Raw genomic sequence first — 25423 nt, forward strand, 5'->3', positions numbered from 1 at the left:
GGCTACTGGAGCCAGGACAGAACGGTGTCCTCGTTGGCAGCCACCCACTTCTTGGCGAACTCGGCCGGATCTTCCTTGTTGATCACCAGCGCGTAGCTCATCTCGGTGAGGGCTTCGCCTTCCAGCTTCATGTTGGAAAACAGCTTCGCCACTTCCGGATGCTTCTCTTCCAACTCCTTGGAGTAGTGGAGATGAAGCTTGGCACCGTTCCAGGCGGACCCGGCTTCCGACTTCGCCAGCCAGTCCGGATCGTCGGTCGGCTGCACGACCTTCCAGGTCGAGGCATCGTGCGGCGGCTCCTCGAGCGCCGTCAGTTCGTGCACCAGGAAGATGTAATGCGGGGTGTAGCAGAAGCCGATCCAAGGCTTCTTCTCCTTCACCGCGGCATCCAGGTTGGCAAAGGCCAGGGTCTCGTCGATCTCCAGCAGCTCGAGGGTCTCGGCATAGCCATAGGACTTTGCACGAATGCGCTCGACGATCGTCGAGGCCCAGCCCGGCGCACCGATCCAGATCTCGCCGCGGCCGTCACCGTCGCTGTCGAAGAGCGCCGCCTTTTCAGGGTCGGTCAGATCTTCGATCGTTGTGACGCCTAGTTCCTCGGCGACGAAGTCCGGCACGCACATGCCCTGCTCGGCCGCGATGCCGTTGGGGTTCATGGCCACGGTGCCGGAGTCCTTGACGAACTTGTCGTGCAGGTTCTGCTGGTTGGGCAGCCAGACCTCCGGATGGGCATGCATCGAGCCCTTGTCCATGGCTTCGAAAACCACGGGATTGGTGCCGTTCTGCAGTTCGACCTCGAGCCCCAGGTTTTCTTCGATCACGACCTTCAGAACGTTGGCGGTCGCATTGACCGACGGCCAGTTCGGCACGCCGATCACAACATCCGCGGCCTGCGCGGCCCCGGCAAAGGTCAGGACGGCGGCAACGCCGACACTGGAGAGCGCTTTGTTCACTTTCATTGCCTCTTACTCCTGCTCATAAGTTTGTTTGTCTTGTACTTGACGTCGGTTGCCCCGATCGTCTGCGTTAACTCAACCCGATCTTATCGCAATTGAGGTGTCCTGCACCTCCCCATCTGATCAACCTCAACAAACAGACCGCACCAAGGACCGGGAAGGCCCGTCTAGGCGCAAGCCTTAACCTTGGTACCCCGCGCCACCGCCATCGCCTCGGCCACGACCGCAGCGATGATCCGGCAGTCCTCATCACTCAACCAGAGCGGCAGGCGCAGGTCGCAGAGCCGGTGCAGAACACGGTCTGCCGCCGGCACGCTGCCCTCGGTTGCCCCGCCAACATAGCGCCAGTGATCGTGCCGGCTGGTGAACCCGACCGGATCCTCAGCGCCGAACCACTTCACATGAACGCCGTGCACGTCGGCCTCCTGAACGAAACGGCGGGCCTGATCGTCCGTCAGCGCATCCTTGGCGAAGGAGAACTGCAGCGAGCTGGGTGTAAATTCCTCCTTCAACGGGCGCTGCGGCAAAACGATACCGTCCACTGCCGCCAGCTCACCGGCCAGAACCTGGTAGATGTGACGCCAGCGCGCGTTGCGCTCCTCCAGCAGCGGAAGCTGGGACCGCAGAATGGCCGCCACCAGCCCCGACATCCGCATAGAGCAGTTGGGCATGGCGTAGCGATGCCGCTCGAAGACCTCCAGCGGCGGGCGCGCGCGGTGCTGGGCGTAGAGCATATAGCTGCCCGAAAGCAGAATGGCCCGCGCAGCGATGTCCTCATCGTCTGTGACCAGCAGGCCGCCTTCGCCGGAATTGATGTGCTTGAAGGTCTGGGTGCTGAAACAACCGACCTGCCCGAACCCGCCGGTCAGCTTGCCGTTCCAGCCGGCACCCATGGTGTGGGCGCAGTCCTCGATGAGGACCAGCCCGCGGCGCTCGCAGAGCGCAACGACCGCGTCCATGTCGGGGATGTGGCCACGCATGTAGGACAGCAGGAAAAAGCGCGCGCCGCTCTGCTCGGCCTTGCGGTCGAGGTCGTCGAGGTCGACGACATAGCGCTCGTCGATATCCACCAGCACGGCCTCGGCACCCGCGTGCGCAATGGCCCCGGGGACAGGCGCGAGGGTAAAGGCATTCACCAGAACCTTGTCGCCCGGCTCAACACCGCAGGCCCGCAAGGCCAAAAACATGGAGCAGCCGCCTGAATTGACGCCCAGGCAGTACTTGCGACCCGTGTAGTCCGCGAACTCCTGCTCCAGCAGTGCCGCTTCCGGAATGCTGTTGCGGTCCTCGCCGTAGCGGAACAGCCGGCCGTCCCGCAGCAGCTTGACGGCAGCTTCGACGCCGGCCTCCGGTATGGGGTCGGGTGCGCTCAAATCGCCGCGAAAGACCGTGCGGCCGGATGTATCCAGGAGCGCGCCCGACTCGCTCATTGTGCCGCTGTCTCCGCTTCTGCAGGGGCTTCGGGGGTCAGCTTGAACTCCTCGCCCGGAAAGTACTTGGCGAGGCGCACATCGCCGGTCATGGCGTGCCCCTCCATGCCCTCCAGCCGCGAAATCCGGCTGGACACCTGGGCCACGCCGCGCGACGCCCCCCGGGTCATGCGCTGATAGGTCAGCACCTTGATGAACTTCTGCGCGTTGAGGCCGCCGGAGTAGCGGCCGGCGCCGCGCGTCGGCAGGATATGGTTGGGGCCAGAGCACTTGTCGCCGAAGGCCACCGTCGTCTCTTCGCCCAGGAACAGCGAGCCGTAGTTCTTCAGCGACCGCAGCCACCAATCCAGATCTTCGGCTTGGACCTGAAGGTGTTCGGGCGCGTAACGGTCGCAGACGGCGCAGGCCTCTTCCCGGGTATCGGTAAGAATAACCTCGCCGAAGTCGCGCCATGCCGCCGTTGCGGACTCCCGCGAGAGCCCCGGCAAGGCATCGATAACCCGCGGCATCAGCTCGATCACCTGCTCGCCGAGCCGGCGGCTCGTGGTAACCAGCCAGACTGGGGAATCCGGACCATGCTCGGCCTGGCCGGCCAGGTCGGCGGCCACGATCTCGGCATCCGCCGTATCGTCGGCGGCGACCATCGATTCAGTGGGGCCGGCGATCACGTCGATCCCGACGCGTCCGAAGAGCATTCGCTTCGCCTCGGCGACGAAGCTGTTGCCGGGCCCGACGATGATATCGGCCGGATGCCCTGTGAAATGCCCGTACGCCAAGGCCGCCACGCCCTGTACGCCGCCGAGCGCCAGCACCGTATCGGCACCGGAAAGCTTCATGGCGTAAAGGATCGCGGGATGGATACGCTGCTCACCCTTGGCCGGTGAGGTCGCGATCACATTCTCGACGCCGGCGGTCTTGGCGGTGCAGACGCTCATGATCGCCGATGCGGCATGGGCATAGCGACCGCCGGGAACGTAGCAGCCGGCCGTGGTAACCGGGATCAGGCGCTGTCCGGCAACCAGGCCGTCCAGCAGTTCGGTTTCGAATTCCTGTTGGGAGTCCCGCTGCCGCTCCGCAAAGTCGCGGACCCTTGCGTGTGCATAGCGCAGGTCTTCCTTGGTCGTCTCGGGAAGCCGCGCTTCGGCGTCGCGGAACCAGTCATCCGGCACGACAACATCGCCGCGCCAGGCGTCCAGTTTCTCGGCAAAGCCACGGCTGGCGGCTTCGCCGCCGCTTTCAAGCTCTGCAAGCATGCCCGAGACGATCTCGCCCGTCTGCGCGCCCGCTGCCTTGGCCTGGCCCGAAGCCTTTTTGAGGTAAACCTCTCCCATCGCGGTAAAACCTTGCTGCCAGGGTCAGAGCACCAGCCCAGCGACCCTTATCCCTTCCCGATTTTGAAAGCGCTTTCAATGCGGCGCTCTTTCCAACAGCAGACCACAGACCTCGGCGAAGAGTCAACATGCTGCCAGGGCGCCGCCGCTTGCTCCTGAAAAGACAGCAATATCCCCGATGACGCCGGTTCCCAGAACCCGAGGAATGCGCTAGCCTGTTTCAGCGGTCGTGGTTGACTCGCCTGTTCTGGGATTTTTTTGGAAGGGCTTTCAAACGAATGCGCCGTGCGTCGACGACCTTGGAAGATGTGGCCCGACTGGCCGGCGTCTCTCCCGCAACGGTCTCGCGCTGCATAAACCAGCCGCAGAGCGTCCGGGCGGAGAAGCGGGCGCGCATCCAAAGCGCCATCGACGACCTGGGGTATGTCCCGAACGGGGCGGCCCGGGCCCTCGCCTCCCGGCGCTCCCACATGATCGGGGCCATCCTGCCGTCGCTGGACAACATGCTCTTCGGCGGCCCCCTGGAGGCCTTTCAGAAAGAGATCGGCAGCGCCGGCTACACGGTGGCCGTCGCCTGCTCCGAGTACGATCCGCAGCACGAACGCGTTCACATCCGCAACTTCCTTGAAAGCCGGGTCGATGCCCTGCTGCTGGTCGGGGCACACCGCGATCCCAACATCTATCGCCAGATCGAACGCCACGGCATTCCCTATGTCCTGACCTGGGTGTCGAGCGGGGACCGGCAGGAACACTGCGTCGGCTTCGACAACGCCGCGGCGGCAGGGCATCTCGTGGACTACCTGGTTTCCCTGGGGCACCGCCGCTTCGGCATGATTTCCGGCCATGTGGATCAGAACGACCGCGCCGGTGCACGGCTTTCGGGCGTTCAGAAGGCGCTGACGCGGCATGGTCTTGTGCTGGACCCGGCCCATCTTCTCTACCGCCCCTTCGAGCCGGATGCCGGCCGCGATGCCTTTCACATTCTCATGTCCGCCCCTGAACCGCCGACCGTGATCGTCTGCGGGTCCGAGCCCCACGCCTACGGCGCCCTGTTCGAAGCCAAGGACATGGGCATCGCCGTGCCCGGCGAGGTTTCGGTCACCGGCTTCGACGACATGTGGCTGGCCGGCCAGACGAGCCCGCCGCTGACCACCGTCCGCACCCCGCGTGAGGAAATGGGCCGGCAGGCGGCTCAGCACCTGCTGGCCTGCCTGCGCGGCGAGCGCATCGTCGCGCCGCGGCCCCTGGAGACGACGCTGGTTGTGCGGCGCTCGACGGCCGCGCCACGGGCCAGCCGCCATCTCGCCTGACGCAGGCCGTTGCAGATCAGCCCCGCACGCGCGTGAAGTCGGGATCGTAGAGGCAGGACGCTGAAACGACTGCAGCAACAGGCTCGCCGATGACTTCGACGGTCAAGCCGCAGCCCTCCTCAGCATAGGAGGGATCGACAAACCCAAGGGCGATGTTGCGTCCGACACGGTGCCCCCATCCGGCGGAGGTGACTGTGCCCACCACCGCACCGTCGCGCAGGATCGAATCGCCCGGCTGGGCGGGCGCGCGGGAGGTTTCCAGCGTCAGGGTAACGAAGCAGCGTCGTGGGCCGGCGGCGCGCATGGCCTCCAGGCCCGCTTTGCCGACAAAGCCCTTGTCCCAGCGGACGAAGCGGTCCAGCCCGCATTCCAATGGATTGAATTCGGTGATCAGATCCGCCTTCCAATGCCGAAACCCCTTTTCCAGGCGCATCGACTCGGTGGCGTAGAGGCCGAAGGGACGCAGCCCGAAGCGCTCGCCCTCCAACCACAAAGCCTCGAAGGCCGGCAGAACCTGGGCATTGGGAATGTGCAGTTCCCAGGCCAGCTCGCCGGAGAAGGACACCGCCATGGCGACCGCCTCGGCATGACCGATACGCACGGGACGCACTGAGAGCCAGGGAAAGGCTTCCTTGGACCAGTCCGTGCGCGGCGCCACGGCGGTCAGCAGGCCGCGGGCCCGCGGGCCGGCGATCACCAGGATGGTATGGCTGTTGGTCAGGCTCTCGATGCGCACCGAGCCGTCGGACGGCAACCGCTCGCAGAGCCAGTCCATATCGTGATACTCCGCCGCCGCCGCCGAGCCGAACCAGAAACGGTCGTCCGCAAGAGCGGCGACGGTCGCCTCGCCCGCGACGTTGCCGCGCTCGGTGAGGAAGTACGTCAGGGCGACCCGCCCGGGCCGGGCCGGCAACCGCGAGCAGACAAGACCGTCCAACCGGTCCCGCACGCCCTTCCCCCGCAGTTCGTAGCGGTTGAAGCCCGAGACCTCCATGATGCCGACACCGTTCTGGACAGCGTCGACCTCCGCCCCAACCACATCGAAGGTGTTGTTGAAGCGGAAGGAGTGCTCCTCTTCGAAACTCGGCGCGGGCTTGAAGTAGAGCGCCCGTTCCCAGCCGTTGACGACCCCGAAGGCGGCGCCCAGCTCGCTCAGGCGCGGATAGAGCGGCGTCGTCTTGATCGGCCGGGCCGCCGGGCGGTGCTCGTGGGGCATGTGGAAGCGGAACTCGTTCTGGTAGTCCTCGATCGCCTTCAGCGCCGTGTACTCCACGTTGGCATAGCGCGCGAAACGGCGGGGATCGAGGGGCCAGGTGTCGTAGCAGGCCTCGCCATGGACCATCATCTGCGCCAGCAGCCAGCCGTGACCGCCGCCCTCACCCAGACCGGCGCGCAGGCCCGTAATGCACCAGGCATTGCGCTTGCCCGGCAGCTTGCCCACCAGCGGCACGCCGTCCGGCGTGTAGGTGATCGGGCCGTTGATGACGCTGTGTATACCAGCCTCCATGAGGCAGGGCACACGGGCGAAGGTGCCTTCCATGACGTCCATGCAGCGGTCGAGGTCGTCCGGACAGAGCGCATTGGTGAAGTTGGGATCGATCCCGTCCAGGCCCCAGGTGCGGCAGTCCTGTTCGTAAAAGCCGACCAGCAGGCCTTGCTTCTCCTGGCGGGCGTAGAAGTCGTCGGTCGGACAGCGGATCAGGGGGACCCGGACGTCCAGCGCCTCGATCGCCGGGATCGGCTCGGTCAGCAGGTACTGGTGCTCCATCGACGCCACCGGTAACTCGTCCCCGGTCATGGCGGCGATCTCGTTGCAGCGGTAGCCGCCGGCGTTGACGAACATCTCGCAGTGAATGTCGCCTTTTCCCGTGTGAACGATCCACTCGCCGCCGGGCTTCTGGGTCAACCCGGTCACCGCGGTGTGGCGATAGATCTCGGCGCCGGCCAGGCGGGCACGCCGCGCCAGAGCCTGGCAAAGCTGGGCCGGGTCGATGTCGCCGTCCAGCGGGTCCCAGAGGGCACCCAGCAGCCCGTCGGTGGTGATCAGCGGGTGGCGGCGCGCGCTCTCCTCCGGATCCAGGAGCTCGAAGTCCACGCCCATGCCCTTGGCCAAAGACATGAAGTGGCGGTAACCGTCGAGATGATCCTGGCTGGAGGCCAGGCGCAGACCGCCCGTCGCGTGGTGGTAGTTGATGGGGTAGTCCGGGTCGTCGGCCAGTTCCTTGTAGAGCCGGATGGAGTGGGTCTTCAGGCCGACCATGACCTGGATGGCGCCGAAGTTGGTGACCTGCGCGGCCGAATGCCAGGTGGTCCCGGAGGTCAGTTCATCGCGTTCCACCAGCACGACGTCGTTCCAGCCTTCCTCGGTCAGGTGATAGAGCGCACTGCATCCGCCGATGCCTCCGCCGATCACCACCACCCGCGCATGCGTCTTCATTGTCCGACCGGCCCCTCACCGTCGCCATCTGGAAAGCGGCAGCATGCGCAACGGCGGCACCGGGGGTAACCGGGATCGCGCGTGTTAAGGAAGAATGCCGGGCAGCCTTCGAATTCGCTTAACATCGTGCCGAGCGCTCTGCGCTCAGCGCCGCCGTAGGGCAGACTGGGGCGAGGATCGAAGTGGCGCTGCTGAGGGGATCGTTATGACGTCGGAGGAGTCCAGGCTGGGGCGCCGGGGACGCGGACGCGCTGCCCGCATCGCCGCCCGCCAAGCGCCGGAGGCCGAGGTCGATCCCTGCCCCCCCGGCCAGAGCGGGGGTGCCTACCGGCCGCTGAAGGACACGCAGCTTCACACCATCTGCGACGAGGCCTTCCGGGTGCTGGAAGAGATCGGCATGGCGGAGGTTCCCGCCATCGTCGAGGAGAGGGCACTGGTGCACGGCGCGCATCTCAACGCCCAGGGGCGGCTCTGTTATCCCCGCGCGCTGGTGGAGGACATCATCGGCGGGGCCGCCAAGCACTTCACCTATCACGGCCGCGACCCGCGCCACGACTTCGAGGTGGGCGGTGACAGGGTCTACTTCGGGACCGGCGGCGCCGCGGTGCAGACGCTGGACCGCGCCAGCGGCCTTTACCGCCCCTCCACCCTGGCCGACCTCTACGACTTCACCCGCCTGATCGACACACTGGCGAACGTGAGCTGGTTCACCCGTTGCTGCGTCGCCACCGACGTCGAGGACACGCTCGACCTCGACATCAACACCGCCTATGCGCTGTTGGCCGGCACCACCAAGCCGGTCGGAACCTCCTTCACCTTGCCGGAGCACGTGGCGCCGGTGATCGAGATGTTCGACCTCGCCCTCGGCGGCGCGGGCCGCTTTCGCGAGCGGCCGTTCTGCAAGGCGCACATCAGTCCGGTGATCTCACCATTGCGCTACGGCGAAGATGCGGTCGGGGTGACGCTGGAGTGCATCCGCCTGGGGGTCCCGATCAACGCCATCGTGGCGGCGATGTCCGGGGCGACGGCGCCCGCGACGCCGGCGGGGTTCCTCGTTCAGTCCACGGCCGAGACCCTTGCCGCCCTCGTCCTCGTGAACCTCTTTGCGCCCGGCTTCCCGATGATCTTCTCCAACTGGCCGCTGGTCATCGATCTGCGGACCGGGGCCTTTTGCGGCGGTGGCGGAGAGATCAGCATGATGAATGCGGCGGCGGCGCAGATCGGCCGCCACCTCGGCCTGCCGTCCGGGGTCGCCGCCTCCATGTCCGACGCCAAGGCCGTGGACGCGCAGATGGGCATGGAAAAGGGCCTCGCCGCCCTGGCAGCCGGCCTCGCCGGGGCGAACATGATCTACGAGTCTTCCGGCATGATGGCGAGCCTGCTGGGCGCCTCCTTCGAAGCCTTTGTCGCCGATGACGAGATGCTGAGCCATATCCACCGCATGCTGCGCGGGATCGAGGTCGATCGCGACAGCCTGGGCTTCGAGACCATCCGCGAAGCCGTGAGCGGCGAAGGCCACTTCCTGGGCGCGGCCCAGACCATGGCGGCCATGCAACGCGACTACTTCTATCCGAGCCTCGCCGACCGCGACGAGCCCCGCACCTGGGCCGAAGCCGGCGCGCGCGACCTGCAGATGCGCGCCAAGGACCGTGCCGACCAGATCCTCACCGGCCATTTCCCCAGCTATATCGATCCGGCGGCCGACCGTGCGATCCGGGAGCGTTTCAGGATTCTCTTGCCGGAAGAACGGATGCGGGCGCCGGATCCTCAAGGACCTTAAGCAGCCCCGCGCTGCCGGGGATCAGCCGCTCGGCCTCGGGCACCACGAGGTCACGCAGAATGCCGCAGAGGATTTCGGCAAGCTGCGCCGGCAGCGACCCCAGCTCGCCGCGCCGGGCCGCCAGAGACACGCCGCGCGTGAGGCGGGTAAAGGGCGACGGGAGAACCACCACATCAGGCGCAAAGCGCGTCGCGTCGAGGATGTTCAGCGGCGTGCCCAGCGTCCAGCCGCCCACCTGGCCGACCATGGCCAGGATGGAGCGCGAAGCCTCAAAGGAAAAACGCCGCTCGGGCGCAAAACGGTGGCGCCGCAGGTGCTGCTCGACCAGGCGGCCGATGGGCATCTTCTCATTATGATGAACGAAGGGCAGAAGGCGGAGTTGGTCCAGCACCGGCTCCGTGGTGTCCAGGCACTCACGCGCGGCCACGACGGCGAAGGTCTCGGTCAGCAGCGGAAAGACGTCGTAGGCCGAGGGATCGTCCGGCGGCAGGCCGGTGACGACGACATCGGCCTCCCGGGCGACGAACGCCGCCGTGATTGCATCCGAACGGCCGGACACTGCGCTGAGCGCCGTCTTCGGAAACGCCCTGTGAAGCGCGGCGACGAACTGCGGAGTCACCGAGGCATCGAAATCGTCGATCACAGCGAAGCGCAGTTGCGGCAGCGCAGCCAGGTTCAGTTCCATCATCTGCGCCTGTGCATCGGCCACCGCCATCAACACCTTGCGGGCATGGCTCAGCATCAGAGCCCCGGCCGGCGTCGGGCGTAGCGGCCGTTCGGAGCGGTCGAGGAGCATCGTTCCGGCAAAGGCCTCGAGATTGGTGATCTGCTGGGAGATCGCCGCCGGGCTGGCGCCCAGGCGCTCGGCGGCCTTGGCCATGGACCCGCCCTCGTCCACGGCGACGAGCACACGCAGAGCCCGGATACTCAGCTCCTGTGGATGGTCCTGGGTCACTTGCGCACCGCCTTCCCGGCCGAATTCGCTTCATCTTACGATCAGCATCGAATCTTCTTAAGATTAAGCCGCCGTCGACGCTTTGCGCCAGTCCTTGGTCGCGATTTCGTCAGCAGCGCAGCAGCTCTCAGGCTAGCCATGAGGCTTGAGAGCGAGAGGACAAGGAGACAGCGCAATGAGCCGGCGGCCCAACTTTCTGATCCTGATGGTCGACCAGATGGCAGGAACGCTCTGCCCGGACGGTCCGGCCGCGTTCCTGCAGACGCCGCACCTGAAGGCTCTCGCCGCGCGGGCGCTGCGGTTTTCGAGTTGCTATACGCCGAGCCCCCTTTGCCTGCCGGCGCGCGCGTCCTTCATGACCGGTCTGCTGCCGTCGAAGACCGGTGTCTATGACAACGCCGCCGAGTTCACCGCGAGCCTGCCCACCTTCGCTCATCACCTGCGGCGCGCCGGCTACCGCACCGCGCTGAGCGGCAAGATGCACTTCGTCGGTCCCGACCAGCTGCATGGCTTCGAACGGCGCCTTACCACCGACATCTATCCCGCCGACTTCGGCTGGACACCGGACTACCGCAAGCCCGGAGAGCGGATCGACTGGTGGTACCACAATCTCGGTTCGGTGACCGGCGCAGGCGTCGCCGCCATCACCAACCAGTTGGAGTTCGACGACGAAGCAGCCTTCCACGGCGAGAGCGAGATCTACCGCCTTGCCCGCGGCGCGGCGGAGACACCCTGGTGCCTCTGCGTGAGCTTCACGCACCCTCACGATCCCTACGTGGCCCGGCAGCAGTACTGGGATCTCTACGAAGACTGCCCGGCCTTGTCACCGGAGACACCGGCCCTGGACTTCAGCGATCACGACCCGCACAGCCGGCGGCTGCTGGAAGCGCTGGATCACCGAAACTACGCTGTGACGCCGGAGCATGTCCGCACAGCGCGGCGGGCCTACTTCGCCAACATCTCCTACCTCGACGACAAGATCGGGCAGCTGCTGGCGGCGCTGGATGCCTGCGGTCAGCGCGAGAACACGGTGGTGCTGTTCTGCTCCGACCACGGCGACATGCTGGGCGAGCGCGGCCTCTGGTTCAAAATGAGCTTTTTCGAAGGATCGGCGCGCATTCCGCTGATGATCGCCGGGCCCGATCTGGCACCCGGGACGATCGACACGCCGGTCTCCGCGCTCGATATCGCGCCGACCCTGGCGGCGATGGCGGGCATCGACCTGCAGGCCGAAGGCCAGGTGCTTGATGGGCACTCCTTGCTGCCGATCATCTCCGGCGAACGGGCGCTGCGCGCACCGGTGCTGATGGAGTACGCCGCCGAGGGGTCCGAGGCGCCCCTGGTCTCCATCCGCGAGGGCCGTTTCAAGTTCAACCACTGCCTGCTCGATCCGCCGCAGCTCTTCGATCTGGAGGCCGACCCCCTGGAACGGCGTAACTTGGCGGACGATCCGGCTGAAGCGGTGCGGGTCCACGGCTTCTTGGACAAGGTGGCCGCGTACTGGGACCTGGAGGCCCTCGATACGGCGGTGCGGCGCAGCCAGGCCAATCGCTGGATCGTCTACGAGGCCCTGCGCAAGGGCCGTTACCACCCCTGGGACCACACGCCTGATACGCAGGCTGCGGAGCGCTATATGCGCAACCATATGGATCTCAACGTCGTCGAGGATGAGGCGCGCTTTCCCTAAGCAGACGTCCTCTTCACCTCCGCCCGCAGGAAGTCGATCATCACCCGCACCTTGCGCGGCAGGTAGGCGCGGCTCGGGTAGACGAACCAGGCCGCGGTGTCGAAGGTTGTGGCCGTCACCTCATAGCCGGGAAAGAGTTCGACCAGATGGCCGGCAGCAAGGTCATCGTCGATGAGCCAGTCGGCCAGAAGACCCGGTCCCGCCCCGGCAATCACCGCGGAACGCAGGCTGAGCGCTGAGGACACGGCCAGATCACCGGCGACAGGCACCTCGATGATAGCTCCGCGCCGGTCGCGGAAGCGCCAGGCGGAGCGAAAGCCCGGCAGCGTAAAGAGCACGCAGCGATGATTCTCCAGCCCCTCCGGGTGTTGCAGCTTCGCTGCGCGCGCCAGGTAGCGCGGCGCTGCACAGACCCGGTAGCGGGTATCGAGGAACTTGGCGGAAACCACATCGCCGGAAACCTCCGGGCCCAGGCGCACCGCCAGGTCGATGCCCTCGGCCACCAGATCGACGTTGGCGTCGGAGAGGACAAGTTCCAGGCGAACGCCCGGGTAGGCGGAACGGAAGGCCGGAACGCGCGGCATGACGACCCTCTCCCCGAAGGCGACGGAGGCGGTCATGCGCAGGGTGCCGGACGGCGCCGCGCTCACCGCACGCGCCTCCTCCCGTGCTTCGTCGAACTGGTCGAGGATTGCGGGCAGGTGCCGGAGGAAGACCGCGCCGCCCTCCGTCAGGCTCATACGGCGGGTGGTGCGCTGGAACAGCCGAATGCCGAGGTCATCCTCCAACAGCCCGATGGCGCGGGACACGGAGGATGGATCGACGCCACGCTCCTTCGCCACAGCCGCAAAACTGAGGCGGTGACCGACGTCGACCAGCAAGCGTAGGCTTTCTATGTTCATTCGTGCTGATATCGCATGAGTATTATGTCAATTAAGCTATTTAATGTCCAAGAACTTTGCAATAGCCTGCTGCTCGACGCCGATGGCCCCGGCACGGCAGGATGCGGGCCCATGGCCGCAAGACGTTGAACAGCACAAGGGTACGAGGAGACCTCTGCGATGATCGATCTGACCGGAAAGGTGGCGCTGGTGACCGGCGCCAGCCGCGGGATTGGCGCTGCCAGCGCCCGCAAACTCGTCGAGCGCGGCGCCGCCGTACTCCTGACCGCCCGGTCAGGTGAGGCGATCGACCGCCTGGCCGGAGAGATCCGCACCGCAGGGGGCGCGGCGGATTCCAAGACCTGCGACGTCAGCCGCTACGAGGATGTCAGCGCGGCCGTGGAACACTGCGTGGAGCGCTTCGGGCGGCTCGACATCCTGGTCAACAACGCGGGGCTGATCGAGCCCATCAGCCGCCTCGCCGAGTCCGATCCCGAGGAATGGGCAAAGGTCGCAGACGTGAACTACAAGGGCGTCTACTTCGGCCTGCGGGCGGCCCTTCCGGTCATGCTGTCCCGGGGATCCGGCATCGTCGTCAACATCAGCTCCGGCGCGGCGACCTCGGCGCTGGAGGGCTGGAGCCACTACTGTTCCTCCAAGGCCGCCGCCCTCGCCCTCACCCGCTGTGCCGACAAGGAGTACGGCGACAAGGGCATTCGGGTCGTCGGCCTGAGTCCGGGCACGGTTGCGACCGACATGCAGGTGGCCATCAAGAGTTCGGGTATCAATCCGGTCAGCCAGCTCGATCCCGCCGTGCATATCCCGGCGGACTGGGCCGCCGAAGCCGTCGTCTGGCTCTGCGGCGATGCCGGCGCTGCTTATGCCGGGACCGACTTCTCCCTCAAGACCGAGGAAGGCCGCCGTCTCGTCGGTCTCGCCTGACGCAGAACCTCTTCCTCATCCCTTCCCTCACGTAACCCGTCCAGGCCCCCCGGCATCGGTGATGCGTGGTTCGGCGCGGCGGGAGTCTGCTAGAGTCTCCCGGTCGGGCCGGAGCTCCGGACCTGCGCGGCGTTCCCGGCCCCGCGATCGGACGGAAAAAGGGGAATGTCGTGGATACCTTGGGCTTTGTGGTGATCGCCGCCGGGGTCATCACCTTCAGTTTGATCTCCAACCGCGTCCAAGCGGGCATTGTCACCGCCCCCATGGTCTTCGCGGGCTTTGGCCTGCTGATCGGTGAAGGCGGGCTGGGCCTCGCGGACCTCGCCCTCGATCACGGCATCGTGCACGGCCTCGCCGAACTCACCCTGATACTCGTCCTGTTTTCCGATGCCGCGCGGATCGACCTGCGCCAGGTACGACGCGACCACAATCTGCCTCTGCGCATGCTGATCGTCGGCATGCCGCTGACGGTGGTGCTGGGCGGTGCCCTAGCGCTGCTGCTGCCCTTCGGGTTTTCGCTTTGGGAAGCCGCACTCCTGGCGGCAATCCTGGCACCGACGGATGCCGCGCTTGGGCAGGCTGTGGTCTCGAACACCCGCGTGCCCGTGCGCATTCGCCAGGCGCTCAATGTGGAGAGCGGCCTCAACGACGGGATCGCCCTGCCGCTGGTCCTGCTGTTCGCCAGCCTGGCCAGCCTTTCGCCCGGCGCGGCGGGCGAGGAAAACTGGATCGCCTTCGGCCTGAAACAGATCATTCTGGGGCCGCTTGCCGGCATCGCGATCGGCGCCCTGGGCGCAAGGCTGATCGACCGCGCGGTCGCCACCGACCGCATGTCCGAAAGCTTCGAGGGAGCCGCCATTCTCGGCCTCGCCCTGCTGGCCTTCGCAGGCGCCGAAGTCATTGGGGGCAATGGCTTCATCGCCGCCTTCACCGCCGGAATCGTCTTCGGCAATCAGGTGCGCGGACGCTGCACCTTCATCTTTGAGTTTGCGGAGGCGGAAGGCCAGTTGCTGGTCCTGCTGACCTTCATGATCTTCGGCGCGGCTTTTCTCCCCGAGGCGCTGCACCATGTCACCTGGACGCATGCGCTCTACGCCATCCTCAGCCTGACGGTGATCCGCATGGTGCCGGTGGCGCTGTCGCTGGTCGGGGCGAAGGTGAGCCTCCCGACGGTAGGATTCCTCGGCTGGTTCGGTCCCAGAGGGCTGGCATCCTTCCTCTTCGCCCTTTTGGTGCTTGAGGGAAGCGCCATTCCGGCGCAGGAGCCCATCCTGTTGGTCGTCATCTGCACGGTCGCGTTCAGTATCGTTCTTCACGGGATCTCGGCAGCGCCCGCCGCGCGGGCCTACGGCGCCCTGGCCGAGCGCATGGGGGAGTGCCCGGAGAACAAGCCGGTCGGCGAGATGCCGACCCGCCACGATGCCTCGACCGGCAAGACGGTGGCGTCATGATCGCCGCCCTCACCCTCTTCGTCGTGCTGACTCTCTCCGTCCTGGTCATCCGCACAGGCGCCGTGGCATTGCGTCTCACCGGACTGCCGGAGGCCACCGCCCGCTTTCAGGCGCGTTCCGCCTTTACCGGCACCGGATTCACAACCTCGGAGTCGGAGGCCCTGGTGAACCATCCGGTACGCCGGCGCATCATCAGCCTGCTTATGGTCGTCGGCAGCCTCGGTTTCGTCTCTGTGATGGCGACTGTGATCGTCTCCCTCGTCGGCTCCAGCGGCTCACAGGGTTCCATGGTTCAGCAGCTCCTCTGGCTGGCGGCGGTGCTGGTCGTCCTGTGGTTCGTGGCGCTTAATCCTGTCGCGGACCGCATTATGTGCCGATTCATTTCCGCTTTGCTGACGAAGACCGAGGGCTTCGGCGGGCGGCGCCCCCTTACGCTGCTGCAGCTTCCCGCCGACCACTGCGTCCTGCAGGTTCTGGCCCATCCGGACAGCGGGCTTGTCGGACGCAACCTGCAAGACATTCCCTTTGGAGACCGGTTGATCCTGGGGCTCGAAAAGCCGGACGGCCGCTTCTTGAACCGGCCCGCCGCGGAGCAGGCACTGGAAGCCGGCGATCAGGTCTTTCTCTACGGCGCCACAGAGGGCCTGGACACCGCTCTCGAAGCCGCTGCCAGAGCGAAGGCCCCTTCGGCATGAGGAGCGGCATCGTCACACACCGCCCGTTGCTAGTCGGTCTTCGCCTGATGCTCCAGCGTCTCGATGGCGAGGCGCGATTCCGCCAGCAGCGCAACCAGGGCCGTGAAGATCCAGACAACGGCAAAGCAGGTCAGGACCTGGGTCAGAGGTACGGCCAGGGGGGACACCAGCGACAGGATGCCGCCGAGCAGGGTCGTCCCGGCAAGCAGGGCGGCGCTCGCATAGAGGGACATCAGGGCAAAACGGAACTTGCGCGCCCGCGACAGCAGATGGCGCATCAGGTCCCCGCTGCGGTTGTCGCCCGTGCCGGCCAGGCGGTTGACCTGGGCCTCCAATTGCCCGAAGCGCGCCGTTGTCGAGAGAATCAGCAGGCCTACGCCGGAGATCAGGACCACCGGCTGCAGCAGTGCGGAAAAGACGTCCATTCAACTATGCTCCCTTCGCTCCCGCCAACCCTCGGGAGTCGGCGGCTTTGTCACAAAGTCGCGCTCGTGGTGACACGGCGGCTTCACTAGCATGGTACCGCAGCGTGGTTGGCCACGGACGCACCGCCGGGTCTGATGCCCAGAAGGTAGCGTCGGTTGCAGATTTCAAGGAAGAACAGGAGAACAGGTCATGGCAGAGAACAAAGCGGGCAGCAGCGATCCCGAGGTCACGATCGACGTCGAAGAGGACGGTCCGCTGAAGGTCACAGGGCTCTCCGCGTTTTTCAACTCACGCGGCGAGGCCATCGCCGCCAAGAAAACCGTCTTCCTCTGCCGCTGCGGCGCTTCGAAGAACAAGCCCTTCTGCGACGGCACCCACAGCCAGATCGGCTTCACAGGCGCAAAGGACGATGACCGCATAGCCGACACCCTCGACCGCTACGAAGGCAGGGAGATCACTGTCCTCGACAACCGCGGCGTCTGCTCTCATGCCGGTTATTGCACCTCCGGACTTCCCTCGGTCTGGCGTTCGGCTGTCGAACCCTGGATCGATCCCGATGGCGCGGCGAAGGAACAAATCGTCGAGACAATCCGCAAATGCCCCTCCGGCGCGCTCAGCTATCTGGAGGACGGGGCCGCCCAGACCGACTTCCACGAAGATGCGGAGATCCAGATCTCCCGCGACGGCCCCTACTACGTGCGCGGCGGCGTGGAGCTGAAGGACGCGGCCTTTGGAGAAGGCGCCAGCCGCGAGCATTACGTACTCTGCCGCTGCGGTCATTCGCGCAACAAGCCCTTCTGCGACGGCAGCCACTGGTACGCTGGCTTCCACGACGATGAGGCGCTGACAATCTCCAAGGCCGCCCGCGCCGGCGAGGCCGGTGAGGAAGCCTGGGTCGCCGTCGGCAGCCCCGAGGACTTCGCGGAGGGCAAGGTGCAGGCGCTGACGGTGGGCGAAAAGCAGGTCGCCCTCACCCGCCTGGACGGGGAACTGCGCGCGCTCGACGGGCGCTGCCCGCACCAAGGCGGCCCACTGGGGGAAGGCAACCTCTGTGATGGCGCCCTGCGCTGCCCCTGGCATGGCTACGACTTCGACCTCAAGACCGGCAAGGGCCGCGGCAATGAACACAGCGTCGAAACCCTGAAAGTGCGCGAAGAAGACGGCAAGGTGGAGATCGCCCTGCCGAAGCCCAAGCGCTCCGACTGGACCGTCAGCCACGTGATCGCCGAGACCCTGGCGGAGTGGGGCATCGACACGGTCTTCGGCATGGTCGGCCATTCGAACCTCGGCATGGCGGAGGCCCTGCGCGTCCAGGAGGGGCGCGGCAGGATGCGCTTCTTCGGCATTCGCCACGAAGGCGCGGCCGCCTTCGCCTGCTCCGGCTATGCCAAGGCGACCGGCCGTCCGGCGGCCTGTCTCTCCATCGCCGGGCCCGGCGCCACGAACCTACTGACCGGCCTCTGGGACGCCAAGGTCGACCGGGCGCCGGTGATCGCCTTGACCGGCCAGGTGCAGACCCAGGTCATGGGCCCCGGCGCCTTCCAGGACATCGATCTCTCCTCCGCCTTTGAAGCGGTGACCCGCTTCAGCCAATCGGTCCTGCCGGACAGCGACCATGCGGAGCTGGCTTCGCTGGCGGTCAAGAACGCGGTGATCGAGCGCGACGTGGCACACCTCATTCTGCCCGACGAGGTGCAGGTCATCGACGCCGGCAAGGCGGGGCCCGGCCGCCCGGAGGGGCGGCTTTCCCCCACAGCCATCACGCCGCCCAAGCAGTCGATTGACTATGCGCTCGCCCGCATCGCCCGCGCCAGACGCCCGCTGATCATCGTCGGCTACGGCGCGCGGGAGGGAATCGCCGAGGTCACCGCCCTGGCCGAGTCCCTGAATGCGCCCGTCATCACCACCTTCAAGGCCAAGGGCCTGATCGGCGATCACCATCCCCTGGGCGGCGGCGTCCTCGGGCGCAGCGGTACACCGGTGGCAAGCTGGTTCATGAACGAGTCGGATCTCCTGATCGTGTTCGGCGCCTCCTTCTCCCATCACACCGGCATCGACGCCCGCAAGCCGACCATCCAGGTGGACTTCGACCGCATGGCCCTGGGCAAGTTCCACGGCGTCGACGAGCCGATCTGGGGCGATATCGGCATGACCGCAGCGCTGCTGCGCGACGGCCTGCCCGCCGGCCGGGCCTGCAGCGACCAGCGCGGCGAGCTGGCGGACCGCTGGAAAGCCTGGCGCAGGGAAAAGGCCGAGCGGGCCGCCAAAGACAACGGCCAGGGCGTCAACTCGGCCATCCTCTTCGATCGTCTGGCCGAAGCGGTGCCCGAGGATGCCATCCTCAGCGTCGACGTCGGCAACAACACCTATTCCTTTGGGCGCTACTTCGAATGCCGGGCCCAGTCGGTACTGATGTCGGGCTATCTCGGGTCCATCGGGTTCGGCTTTCCCGCCGCCATGGGGGCATGGGCGGCAGACACCGGCCGCAAGGTGGTCGCCATCAGCGGCGACGGCGGTTTCGGGCAGTACATGGGGGAGTTCACCACAGCGGTGAAGTACGGCATGGACGTCACCCACGTGCTGCTGAACAACGGCGAGTTGGGCAAGATCTCCAAGGAACAGCGCGACGGCGAGTGGAAGGTCTGGCAGACATCCCTGCAGAACCCCAGCTTTGCCGACTACGCCCGCCTCTGCGGCGGCGAAGGCTACCGCGTGGACCGCACGGAAGACCTGGACACGGCACTGCGCGCGGCTGTAGCGGCCAAGGGGCCGGCACTGGTCGAGGTGATGACCGATCCCCTGCTGACCTGAGCCGCCCGTTGCGGGCATAAGGTCACAGGGAGGCGCCTCGCCAGCCGGGAGAATCGCGTGTATGAAGCCGGGAACAGCAACCTTGGCTGCGGCCCCGGACCCGAGCAGGCCGGCGCGGCCGGCCGCGGGGGAAGGCGAAGGTTATGGTCCACACAATCTCGGGCGCGAGCGTCGTCGTCATCGCCGTCGTCGTCTGGTTCCTCGGCAGCTTCATCACGCTGAGGGTCCCGTTTCTCCGGCGCTACAGCATTCCTGTCGCAGTCACCGGCGGGCTTCTGTGCAGCCTGGTCATCATGGCCGTCTACTATGCCTTTGGCATAACGGTCGAATTCGATACGGAACTGCGCGACCTCCTGCTGCTGATCTTCTTTTCCACCATCGGCCTCTCGGCAAAGCTCGGCCTTCTGAAGGAGGGCGGCAAGGCGCTGGCCATCCTGGTGGCCGCCGCGGCGGTCCTTCTGATTCTGCAGAACTCCACCGGGGTGCTGCTCGCCATGGCCTTCGGCGCCCATCCCGGCTACGGGTTGTTCGGTGGCAGCGTGTCCCTGGCCGGGGGGCACGGCACGGCGATTGCCTGGGGCCAGGTCGCCGAGGAAGCGGGCCTCGTCGCCGCCGCGGAAGTCGGCATCGCTTTCGCCACTTTCGGCCTCATTGCCGGCGGGATGATCGGCGGGCCGCTGGCCGAGCGCTTGATCGCCCGGAACCAGATTGAGAACGGCCACGGCAGCGAAGACGCCGCGGCCCGATCGAAGCCCGCCGAACCCCAGAAACAGAATCATCTGCCGCCGCTGTCGGCCTCCCTGGGCACGCTTCTGGCGCTCGCGCTCTGCGTCGAGGCCGGCGATCTCGTCAACCAGTTCCTGTTCTCCCGCGGCGTTACCCTGCCCGGGTTCCTGACAGCGATGATGGTGGGCATCGTCATCGCCAACCTTTCCGAGCCCCTTGGGTTCCGCCTGGATCCGGTGGCGCGCGAACAGGCCGCGGAGATCAGCCTGCAACTGTTTCTGGCAATCAGCCTGATGAGCATGCAGCTCTGGGTGCTGACCGACGCCGTCGGAGAGATCCTTCTCGTGCTCTTCGCACAGATGACGCTGATCGCCCTCTTTGGTTCCTGGATCGTGTTTCGGCTCATGGGCCGGGACTACGATGCGGCGGTGATCGTCTCCGGGTTTGCGGGTCTCGGCATGGGCGCAACGCCGGTCGGCATTGCGAACATGAACGCCGTCACCGCGAAGTACGGCCCGTCCCCCAAGGCGTTCCTCGTCATTCCGCTGGTCGGCGCCTTCTTCCTCGACATCGTCAACGCCCTGGTGATCAAGACCTTCCTGGGTATGCCTTTCATGCAATTGCCTTAGGGGCTGTCGCCAGTCAATCGGCGGCGATCTCGCCGATCTCGACGGCGTGGCTTTCCTGCCAGGCCGTGACCGTTTCGGCATCGACGTCATGCTTCGTCTCGCCACCCTCTTCGGCGACGATCCAGCACTCCAGTTCGGTCTCGCCGGTGGGCACGCCTTGCGCCCAGACGGCAGTAATGCGGTGCTTACCCGGTGCAATCGAGCGGCTGCGGCCCTCCACATCGGTGTACTCGACGGCTTTCTTCACCAAAAGGATACGGCTTTGACTCGTGTCCACTTGGGCTTCTCCACCCTCAGTTGCTCGATCTCTCGGCGCTGCCAACCTAGAGCGTGTAGGGATTCTTCCAGCTCTCCAGGATGCGCAGATAGTTGGCCCGGGCAAAGGCGGTGGGATCGGCCACCTTTTGCTGGCTCAGGACCCCCTGCATCTGGGCAACGCTGTCAAAGCCGCGGCGGTCCATCCACTCGCCCAGGCCCTCCACCAGGGTCTGGCAGTAGGCCGGGCCGTTGCGCAGCAATGCGGAGGTGGTCATCACCGCATCGGCTCCCGCGAGCAGATACTTGATCACCTCCCGCGGCCCTTCCACACCCGTCGTCGCCGCCAGCGAGACGCCAATGCGCCCGTAAAGCATGGCGATCCAGCGCAGCGGCAGGCGAATCTCGCCGGCGCTGCTGAGTTGCAGGTCCGGGGCGACGGCAAGCTCCTCCAGGTCGAAGTCCGGCTGGTAAAAGCGATTGAAAAGGACAAGGCCATCGGCACCGGCCGCCTCGAACCGTCGGGCCAGATGGGCCATGGCGCTGAAATAGGGGCTGAGCTTGAGCGCCACGGGCAGGGAACAGGCCGCCTTCGCCGCCGAAAGCGCCTCCAGGTACTGCTCCTCGACGGCCGCGCCGCTCATCTCCGGATCGCCCGGCAGGAAGTAGACGTTCAGTTCCAGCGCGCTGGCGCCGGTCTCCGCCAGCAGTGCGGCGTAGTCCCCCCAACCCTCGGCGGTCACGCAGTTGAGGCTGGCGATCACCGGGATGTCCACCGCTTCGGCCCCGCGCCGGACCAGATCGAGATAGCGGTCCGGCCCGACGTGGAACTCGTCGACACTGGGGAAGTAGCTGAGCGACTCGCCGAAACTCTCCGCGCCGACAGCCGTCAGGTGATCGACGGAGGCCATCTCCTGCTGCAACTGCTCCTCGAACAGCGAGAACATGACGATGGCCGACGCGCCGCCGTCCTCCAACCGCTTGATCCCGTCCAGGTTGGCGGAGAGCGGCGAGGCCGAGGCGACCACGGGGTGCCTCAGGCCAAGGCCCATGTAACAGGTGGTCAGATCCATGGCTGCGCCTCCTCCCTCGCTTCCCGGTCAACCCCGCGCATCGGCGCCGCCCAGCGCCATTTCTTCGTAAACGCTCCACTTGCGCTCGACGGCTTCTTGCGCCTTGGTCATCAGGGCTTCGGCGACCTCAGGATTGGCGTGGCTCAGCATGCGGTAACGCAGCTCGTTGTAGGCGTAATCCTTCACGCGGATCTTGGGCCGCTGGGAGTCGAGCACGAAGGGATTCTCGCCGGACTGGCGGACCGCCGGGTTGTAGCGCAGCAGCGGCCAGTAGCCGCTCTGGACGGCCAGGTGCTGCTGCTCCAGCCCCTTCTGCATGTTGATGCCATGGGCGATGCAGTGGCTGTAGGCGAGAATCAGCGACGGCCCCTCGTAGACCTCGGCCTCGCGCAGGGCCAGGAGGGTCTGCTGCGGGTTGGCGCCCATGGCGACCCGCGCCACGTAGACATTGCCGTAGGAAATGGCCTGCAGCGCCAGGTCCTTCTTGCCCACCGCCTTGCCACCGGCGGCGAACTTCGCCGTCGCCCCGATGGGGGTCGCCTTCGACATCTGGCCGCCGGTGTTCGAGTAGACTTCAGTGTCCATCACCAGGACGTTGACGTTGCGGCCGCTGGCCAGCACATGGTCGAGGCCGGCGGAACCGATGTCGTAGGCCCAGCCGTCGCCTCCGACGATCCAGATGCTGCGGCGAACCAGGTGATTGGCGACGGAAAGCAGGTCGCGCGCCGCCTCGCTGTTCAGATCATGCAGCCGCTCTTTGAGGATGGTGACGCGGGCGCGTTGGGCGCGGATCTCCGATTCCGTGTGCTGCGGCGCCTTGAGGATTGCATCGGCCAGATCCGGCTCCACCCTATCGCGGAGATCTCCCAGCATCGATCTCGCGAGGTCCAGGTGTTTGTCCGCGGCCAGACGGAACCCGAAGCCGAACTCTGCGTTGTCTTCGAAGAGCGAATTGGACCAGGCCGGACCGCAGCCCTCGGCATTCTTGGACCACGGCGTCGTTGGCAGGTTGCCGCCGTAAATGGAGGAACAGCCGGTGGCGTTGGCAACGACAAGGCGGTCGCCGAAGAGCTGCGACAGCAGCTTCAGATAGGGCGTCTCCCCACAGCCGGCGCAGGCGCCTGAGAACTCGAAGAGCGGCTCCAGGAACTGGGCGCCGCGCACGGTGGAGAACTCAACCCGGGCACGGTCGTTGACCGGCAGCGTTTCGAAGAACGCCAGGTTCTCCCGCTCCCGCGCCAGGATCGGGTCCTTTTCCTTCATGTTGATCGCCTTCACGCCGGTCTCGGTAGCGCTCTTGGCGGGGCAGACTTCGACGCAGAGCGCGCAGCCGGTGCAGGCGTCGGGATAGATCTGCAGGCTGTAACGCGTCTCGGGAAAGCCGCGCGCATCGATCATCGCCGACTTGAAGCTCTCGGGCGCGGACTCCAGCAGCGGTTCTTCGTAGAACTTGGCACGGATGACGCTGTGCGGGCAGACGAAGCTGCAGTTGCCGCACTGGATGCAGATCTCCGGTTCCCATTCCGGTATGAACTGGGAGAGGTTGCGCCGCTCCCAGGCCGCCGTGCCGGTGGGATAGGAGCCATCGACCGGCAGCGCGCTCACCGGCAGATCGTCGCCCTTGCCCGCCATCATCGCCGCCGTCACCTGCTGTACGAAGTCCGGCGCCTCCGGGGATACGATGGGCGGACTTTCCCGGCCGGAGGCCGCCGCCGCAGGCAGCGTTACGGGGTACAGATGGGAAAGCGCCTCGTCCACCGCGGCATTGTTCTGGCGGATCACCTCCCGCCCCTTCTTGGCGTAGGACTTCTGTATGGCCTCCTTGATCCTGGCGATCGCGCGCTCCGAGGGGATGACACCGGCCAGCGCGAAGTAGCAGGTCTGCATGATGGTATTGATGCGCCGCCCGAGCCCCGCCTCGTTGGCGACCTTGTAGGCGTCGATCACATGCAGCTTGATGGATTTTTCGAGGATCTGCTCCTGAAGGCGGCGCGGCAGGTGGTCCCAGACCTCTTCCGGTCCATAAGGACTGTTGAGCAGAAAGGTCGCACCCGAAGCGGCGCGTGCCAGAAGATCCACCGAGTCGACGAAGTGAAACTGGTGGCAGGCGACAAAGCTGGCGGACTGCACGAGGTAGGGCGCGTGGATCGGCTCCGGCCCGAAGCGCAGATGGGAGACGGTCTGTGACCCTGACTTCTTTGAGTCATAGACGAAATAGCCCTGGGCATGGAGGCCCGGTTCATCGCCGATGATCTTGATGGTGTTCTTGTTCGCTCCCACCGTGCCGTCGGCGCCGAGGCCGAAGAACATGGCCTGGTGGTTCGCCTCCGGCTCGATGACGAAACCGCTGTCGTAGTCCAGGCTGCTGTGGGAGACATCGTCGTTGATGCCAACCGTGAAGTGGTTCTTGGGCTCGGCTGACGCCAGTTCATCGAACACGGCCTTCACCATCGCCGGCGTGAACTCTTTCGAAGAAAGCCCGTAACGCCCACCGATGACCCGCGGCATGGCCGCCATCGGAAGCTCCCCGGCAGCCGCCGCTTCGGCCAGGGTGGTGAGCACGTCCTGATAGAGCGGCTCGCCGGGCGCGCCCGGTTCCTTGGTGCGGTCCAGGGTGGCGACGGCCTTGACCGTCGCCGGCAAGGCGGCCAGCAGATGCGCCGCCGAGAACGGTCGGTAAAGACGCACCTGGACGACCCCGACTTTCTCGCCCTCTGCCGCAAGCCGGGCGGCGGTCTCCGCGGCAGTCTCGACGCCCGAGCCCATGACGATGATGACCCGCTCGGCGTCTTCGGCACCGTGATACTCGAAGAGGCCGTAGCGCCGGCCCGTGAGTTCCGCAAAGCGATAGAGGGCTTCTTCGACCACGGCCGGCACGGCGGCGTAGAAGGGGTTCACCGTCTCCCGGGCCTGGAAGTAGACGTCCGGGTTCTGCGCCGTACCGCGGATCAGCGGCGCATCGGGATCCAGCGACCGTGCGCGATGGGCGCGCACCAGTCCGTCGTCGATCATCGCCCGGATCTCGTCGTCGGTGAGCAGCGTCACCTGGTTCACCTCGTGGGAGGTGCGAAAGCCGTCGAAGAAGTGCAGAAAGGGCACGCGCGCCTTCAGGCTCACCGCCTGGGTCACCAGCGCCATGTCGTGGGCTTCCTGCACCGAGGCAGAGGCAAGCAGCGCGAAGCCGGTGGTCCGCGCCGCCATGACGTCGGAGTGGTCACCAAAGATCGAGAGCGCCTGCGCAGCCAGCGAACGGGCCGCCACATGAAAGACCGCGACGGTGAGTTCGCCGGCGATCTTGTACATGTTGGGAATCATCAGGAGCAGGCCCTGGGAGGCGGTAAACGTGGTGGTCAGGGCACCGGTCTGGAGCGCACCGTGCAAGGCACCGGCCGCCCCGCCCTCGCTCTGCATCTCCGCGATGTCGGGCACGTTGCCCCAGATGTTGGGGCGACCTTCGTTGGACCACTGGTCCGCCAGTTCCGCCATGGGTGATGAAGGCGTGATCGGATAGATGGCGCAGACCTCGTTCACCCGGTAGGCCACGGAAGCAACCGCCTCGTTCCCATCGATGGTCGCGACCTCATGCGTTTGCGGCACCGCAGCGCGCGTCAGGCCTTCCTGTGCTGGCATATCGTTCGGCATCGCTCT

At 66.2% G+C, this 25423-nt stretch carries 18 protein-coding genes; 8 read left to right on the forward strand and 10 right to left on the reverse strand.

Features of this window, described 5'->3' with window-relative positions:
- Positions 1-2 precede the first annotated feature (2 nt).
- The 3 genes from Q0982_RS05195 to hisD all read right to left on the reverse strand — a co-directional run bounded on the left by Q0982_RS05195 (position 3) and on the right by hisD (position 3717).
- Complete coding sequence (locus Q0982_RS05195) at positions 3-959, reverse strand: glycine betaine ABC transporter substrate-binding protein (RefSeq protein ID WP_299392547.1); 957 nt, start codon at positions 957-959, stop codon at positions 3-5.
- Positions 960-1123: 164 nt separating this feature from the next.
- Complete coding sequence (locus tag Q0982_RS05200; RefSeq protein WP_299392549.1) at positions 1124-2386, reverse strand: DegT/DnrJ/EryC1/StrS aminotransferase family protein; 1263 nt, start codon at positions 2384-2386, stop codon at positions 1124-1126.
- A complete protein-coding gene (gene hisD / locus Q0982_RS05205; protein ID WP_299392551.1) occupies positions 2383-3717 on the reverse strand; it encodes a histidinol dehydrogenase in 1335 nt (444 codons plus the stop codon). The genes Q0982_RS05200 and hisD overlap by 4 nt, the downstream gene beginning before the upstream one ends.
- A gap of 278 nt (positions 3718-3995) precedes the next feature.
- On the opposite strand from hisD, the gene Q0982_RS05210 reads away from it, so the two are divergent.
- Complete coding sequence (locus Q0982_RS05210; protein WP_299392553.1) at positions 3996-5027, forward strand: LacI family DNA-binding transcriptional regulator; 1032 nt, start codon at positions 3996-3998, stop codon at positions 5025-5027.
- 16 nt (positions 5028-5043) lie between these two features.
- Here the strand turns inward: Q0982_RS05210 and Q0982_RS05215 are convergent, their stop codons facing one another.
- Positions 5044-7464, reverse strand: a complete 2421-nt coding sequence (locus Q0982_RS05215; protein ID WP_299392555.1) for an FAD-dependent oxidoreductase — start codon at positions 7462-7464, stop codon at positions 5044-5046.
- A gap of 205 nt (positions 7465-7669) precedes the next feature.
- Here Q0982_RS05215 and Q0982_RS05220 point away from each other — a divergent pair, with 205 nt between their 5' ends.
- Positions 7670-9244 (forward strand): trimethylamine methyltransferase family protein, encoded by a 1575-nt coding sequence (locus Q0982_RS05220; RefSeq protein ID WP_299392558.1) that lies wholly within the window; start codon positions 7670-7672, stop codon positions 9242-9244.
- On the opposite strand, the gene Q0982_RS05225 is transcribed toward Q0982_RS05220, so the two are convergent.
- Positions 9189-10199: a LysR family transcriptional regulator gene (locus Q0982_RS05225; protein WP_299392559.1), complete on the reverse strand. Its 1011-nt coding sequence runs from the start codon at positions 10197-10199 to the stop codon at positions 9189-9191. The two genes, Q0982_RS05220 and Q0982_RS05225, sit on opposite strands and share 56 nt — an antisense overlap.
- A 175-nt stretch (positions 10200-10374) precedes the next feature.
- Here Q0982_RS05225 and betC point away from each other — a divergent pair, with 175 nt between their 5' ends.
- Positions 10375-11886: a choline-sulfatase gene (gene betC / locus Q0982_RS05230; protein ID WP_299392561.1), complete on the forward strand. Its 1512-nt coding sequence runs from the start codon at positions 10375-10377 to the stop codon at positions 11884-11886.
- On the opposite strand, the gene Q0982_RS05235 is transcribed toward betC, so the two are convergent.
- Positions 11883-12788: a LysR family transcriptional regulator gene (locus Q0982_RS05235; protein ID WP_299392562.1), complete on the reverse strand. Its 906-nt coding sequence runs from the start codon at positions 12786-12788 to the stop codon at positions 11883-11885. The two genes, betC and Q0982_RS05235, sit on opposite strands and share 4 nt — an antisense overlap.
- Before the next feature lie 159 nt (positions 12789-12947).
- On the opposite strand from Q0982_RS05235, the gene Q0982_RS05240 reads away from it, so the two are divergent.
- The 3 genes from Q0982_RS05240 (at position 12948) to Q0982_RS05250 (ending at position 15855) form a co-directional block, all read left to right on the forward strand.
- A complete protein-coding gene (locus Q0982_RS05240; protein ID WP_299392564.1) occupies positions 12948-13709 on the forward strand; it encodes an SDR family oxidoreductase in 762 nt (253 codons plus the stop codon).
- 170 nt (positions 13710-13879) lie between these two features.
- A complete protein-coding gene (locus Q0982_RS05245; RefSeq protein WP_299392566.1) occupies positions 13880-15160 on the forward strand; it encodes a sodium:proton antiporter in 1281 nt (426 codons plus the stop codon).
- The gene (locus Q0982_RS05250; RefSeq protein WP_299392568.1) at positions 15157-15855 is read left to right on the forward strand and encodes a TrkA C-terminal domain-containing protein; all 699 of its coding nucleotides are present in this window, start codon (positions 15157-15159) and stop codon (positions 15853-15855) included. Before Q0982_RS05245 ends, Q0982_RS05250 begins: the two co-directional genes overlap by 4 nt.
- A 29-nt stretch (positions 15856-15884) precedes the next feature.
- Here the strand turns inward: Q0982_RS05250 and Q0982_RS05255 are convergent, their stop codons facing one another.
- Positions 15885-16280, reverse strand: a complete 396-nt coding sequence (locus tag Q0982_RS05255; protein ID WP_299392570.1) for a DUF2721 domain-containing protein — start codon at positions 16278-16280, stop codon at positions 15885-15887.
- A gap of 190 nt (positions 16281-16470) precedes the next feature.
- Between Q0982_RS05255 and Q0982_RS05260 the strand changes: the two genes are divergently transcribed.
- Entirely contained in the window at positions 16471-19092 is a 2622-nt protein-coding gene (locus Q0982_RS05260; protein WP_299392573.1) for a thiamine pyrophosphate-dependent enzyme, read from the forward strand.
- 143 nt (positions 19093-19235) lie between these two features.
- Positions 19236-20447, forward strand: a complete 1212-nt coding sequence (gltS, locus tag Q0982_RS05265; RefSeq protein WP_299392575.1) for a sodium/glutamate symporter — start codon at positions 19236-19238, stop codon at positions 20445-20447.
- Positions 20448-20460: 13 nt separating this feature from the next.
- Here the strand turns inward: gltS and Q0982_RS05270 are convergent, their stop codons facing one another.
- From Q0982_RS05270 to nifJ, 3 genes are read right to left on the reverse strand one after another with little or no spacing between them, the layout of a single operon-like run.
- Entirely contained in the window at positions 20461-20724 is a 264-nt protein-coding gene (locus tag Q0982_RS05270; RefSeq protein WP_299392578.1) for a hypothetical protein, read from the reverse strand.
- A 46-nt stretch (positions 20725-20770) separates the two neighbouring features.
- Positions 20771-21775, reverse strand: a complete 1005-nt coding sequence (locus Q0982_RS05275; protein WP_299392580.1) for a dihydroorotate dehydrogenase-like protein — start codon at positions 21773-21775, stop codon at positions 20771-20773.
- A gap of 27 nt (positions 21776-21802) precedes the next feature.
- Positions 21803-25405, reverse strand: coding sequence for a pyruvate:ferredoxin (flavodoxin) oxidoreductase (gene nifJ / locus Q0982_RS05280; protein ID WP_299392584.1), 3603 nt, complete (start codon positions 25403-25405; stop codon positions 21803-21805).
- Between the last annotated feature and the right edge of the window lie 18 nt (positions 25406-25423).

The organism is Pelagibius sp., assembly GCF_028281305.1.
Classification (GTDB): Bacteria; Pseudomonadota; Alphaproteobacteria; order Kiloniellales; family Kiloniellaceae; genus Pelagibius.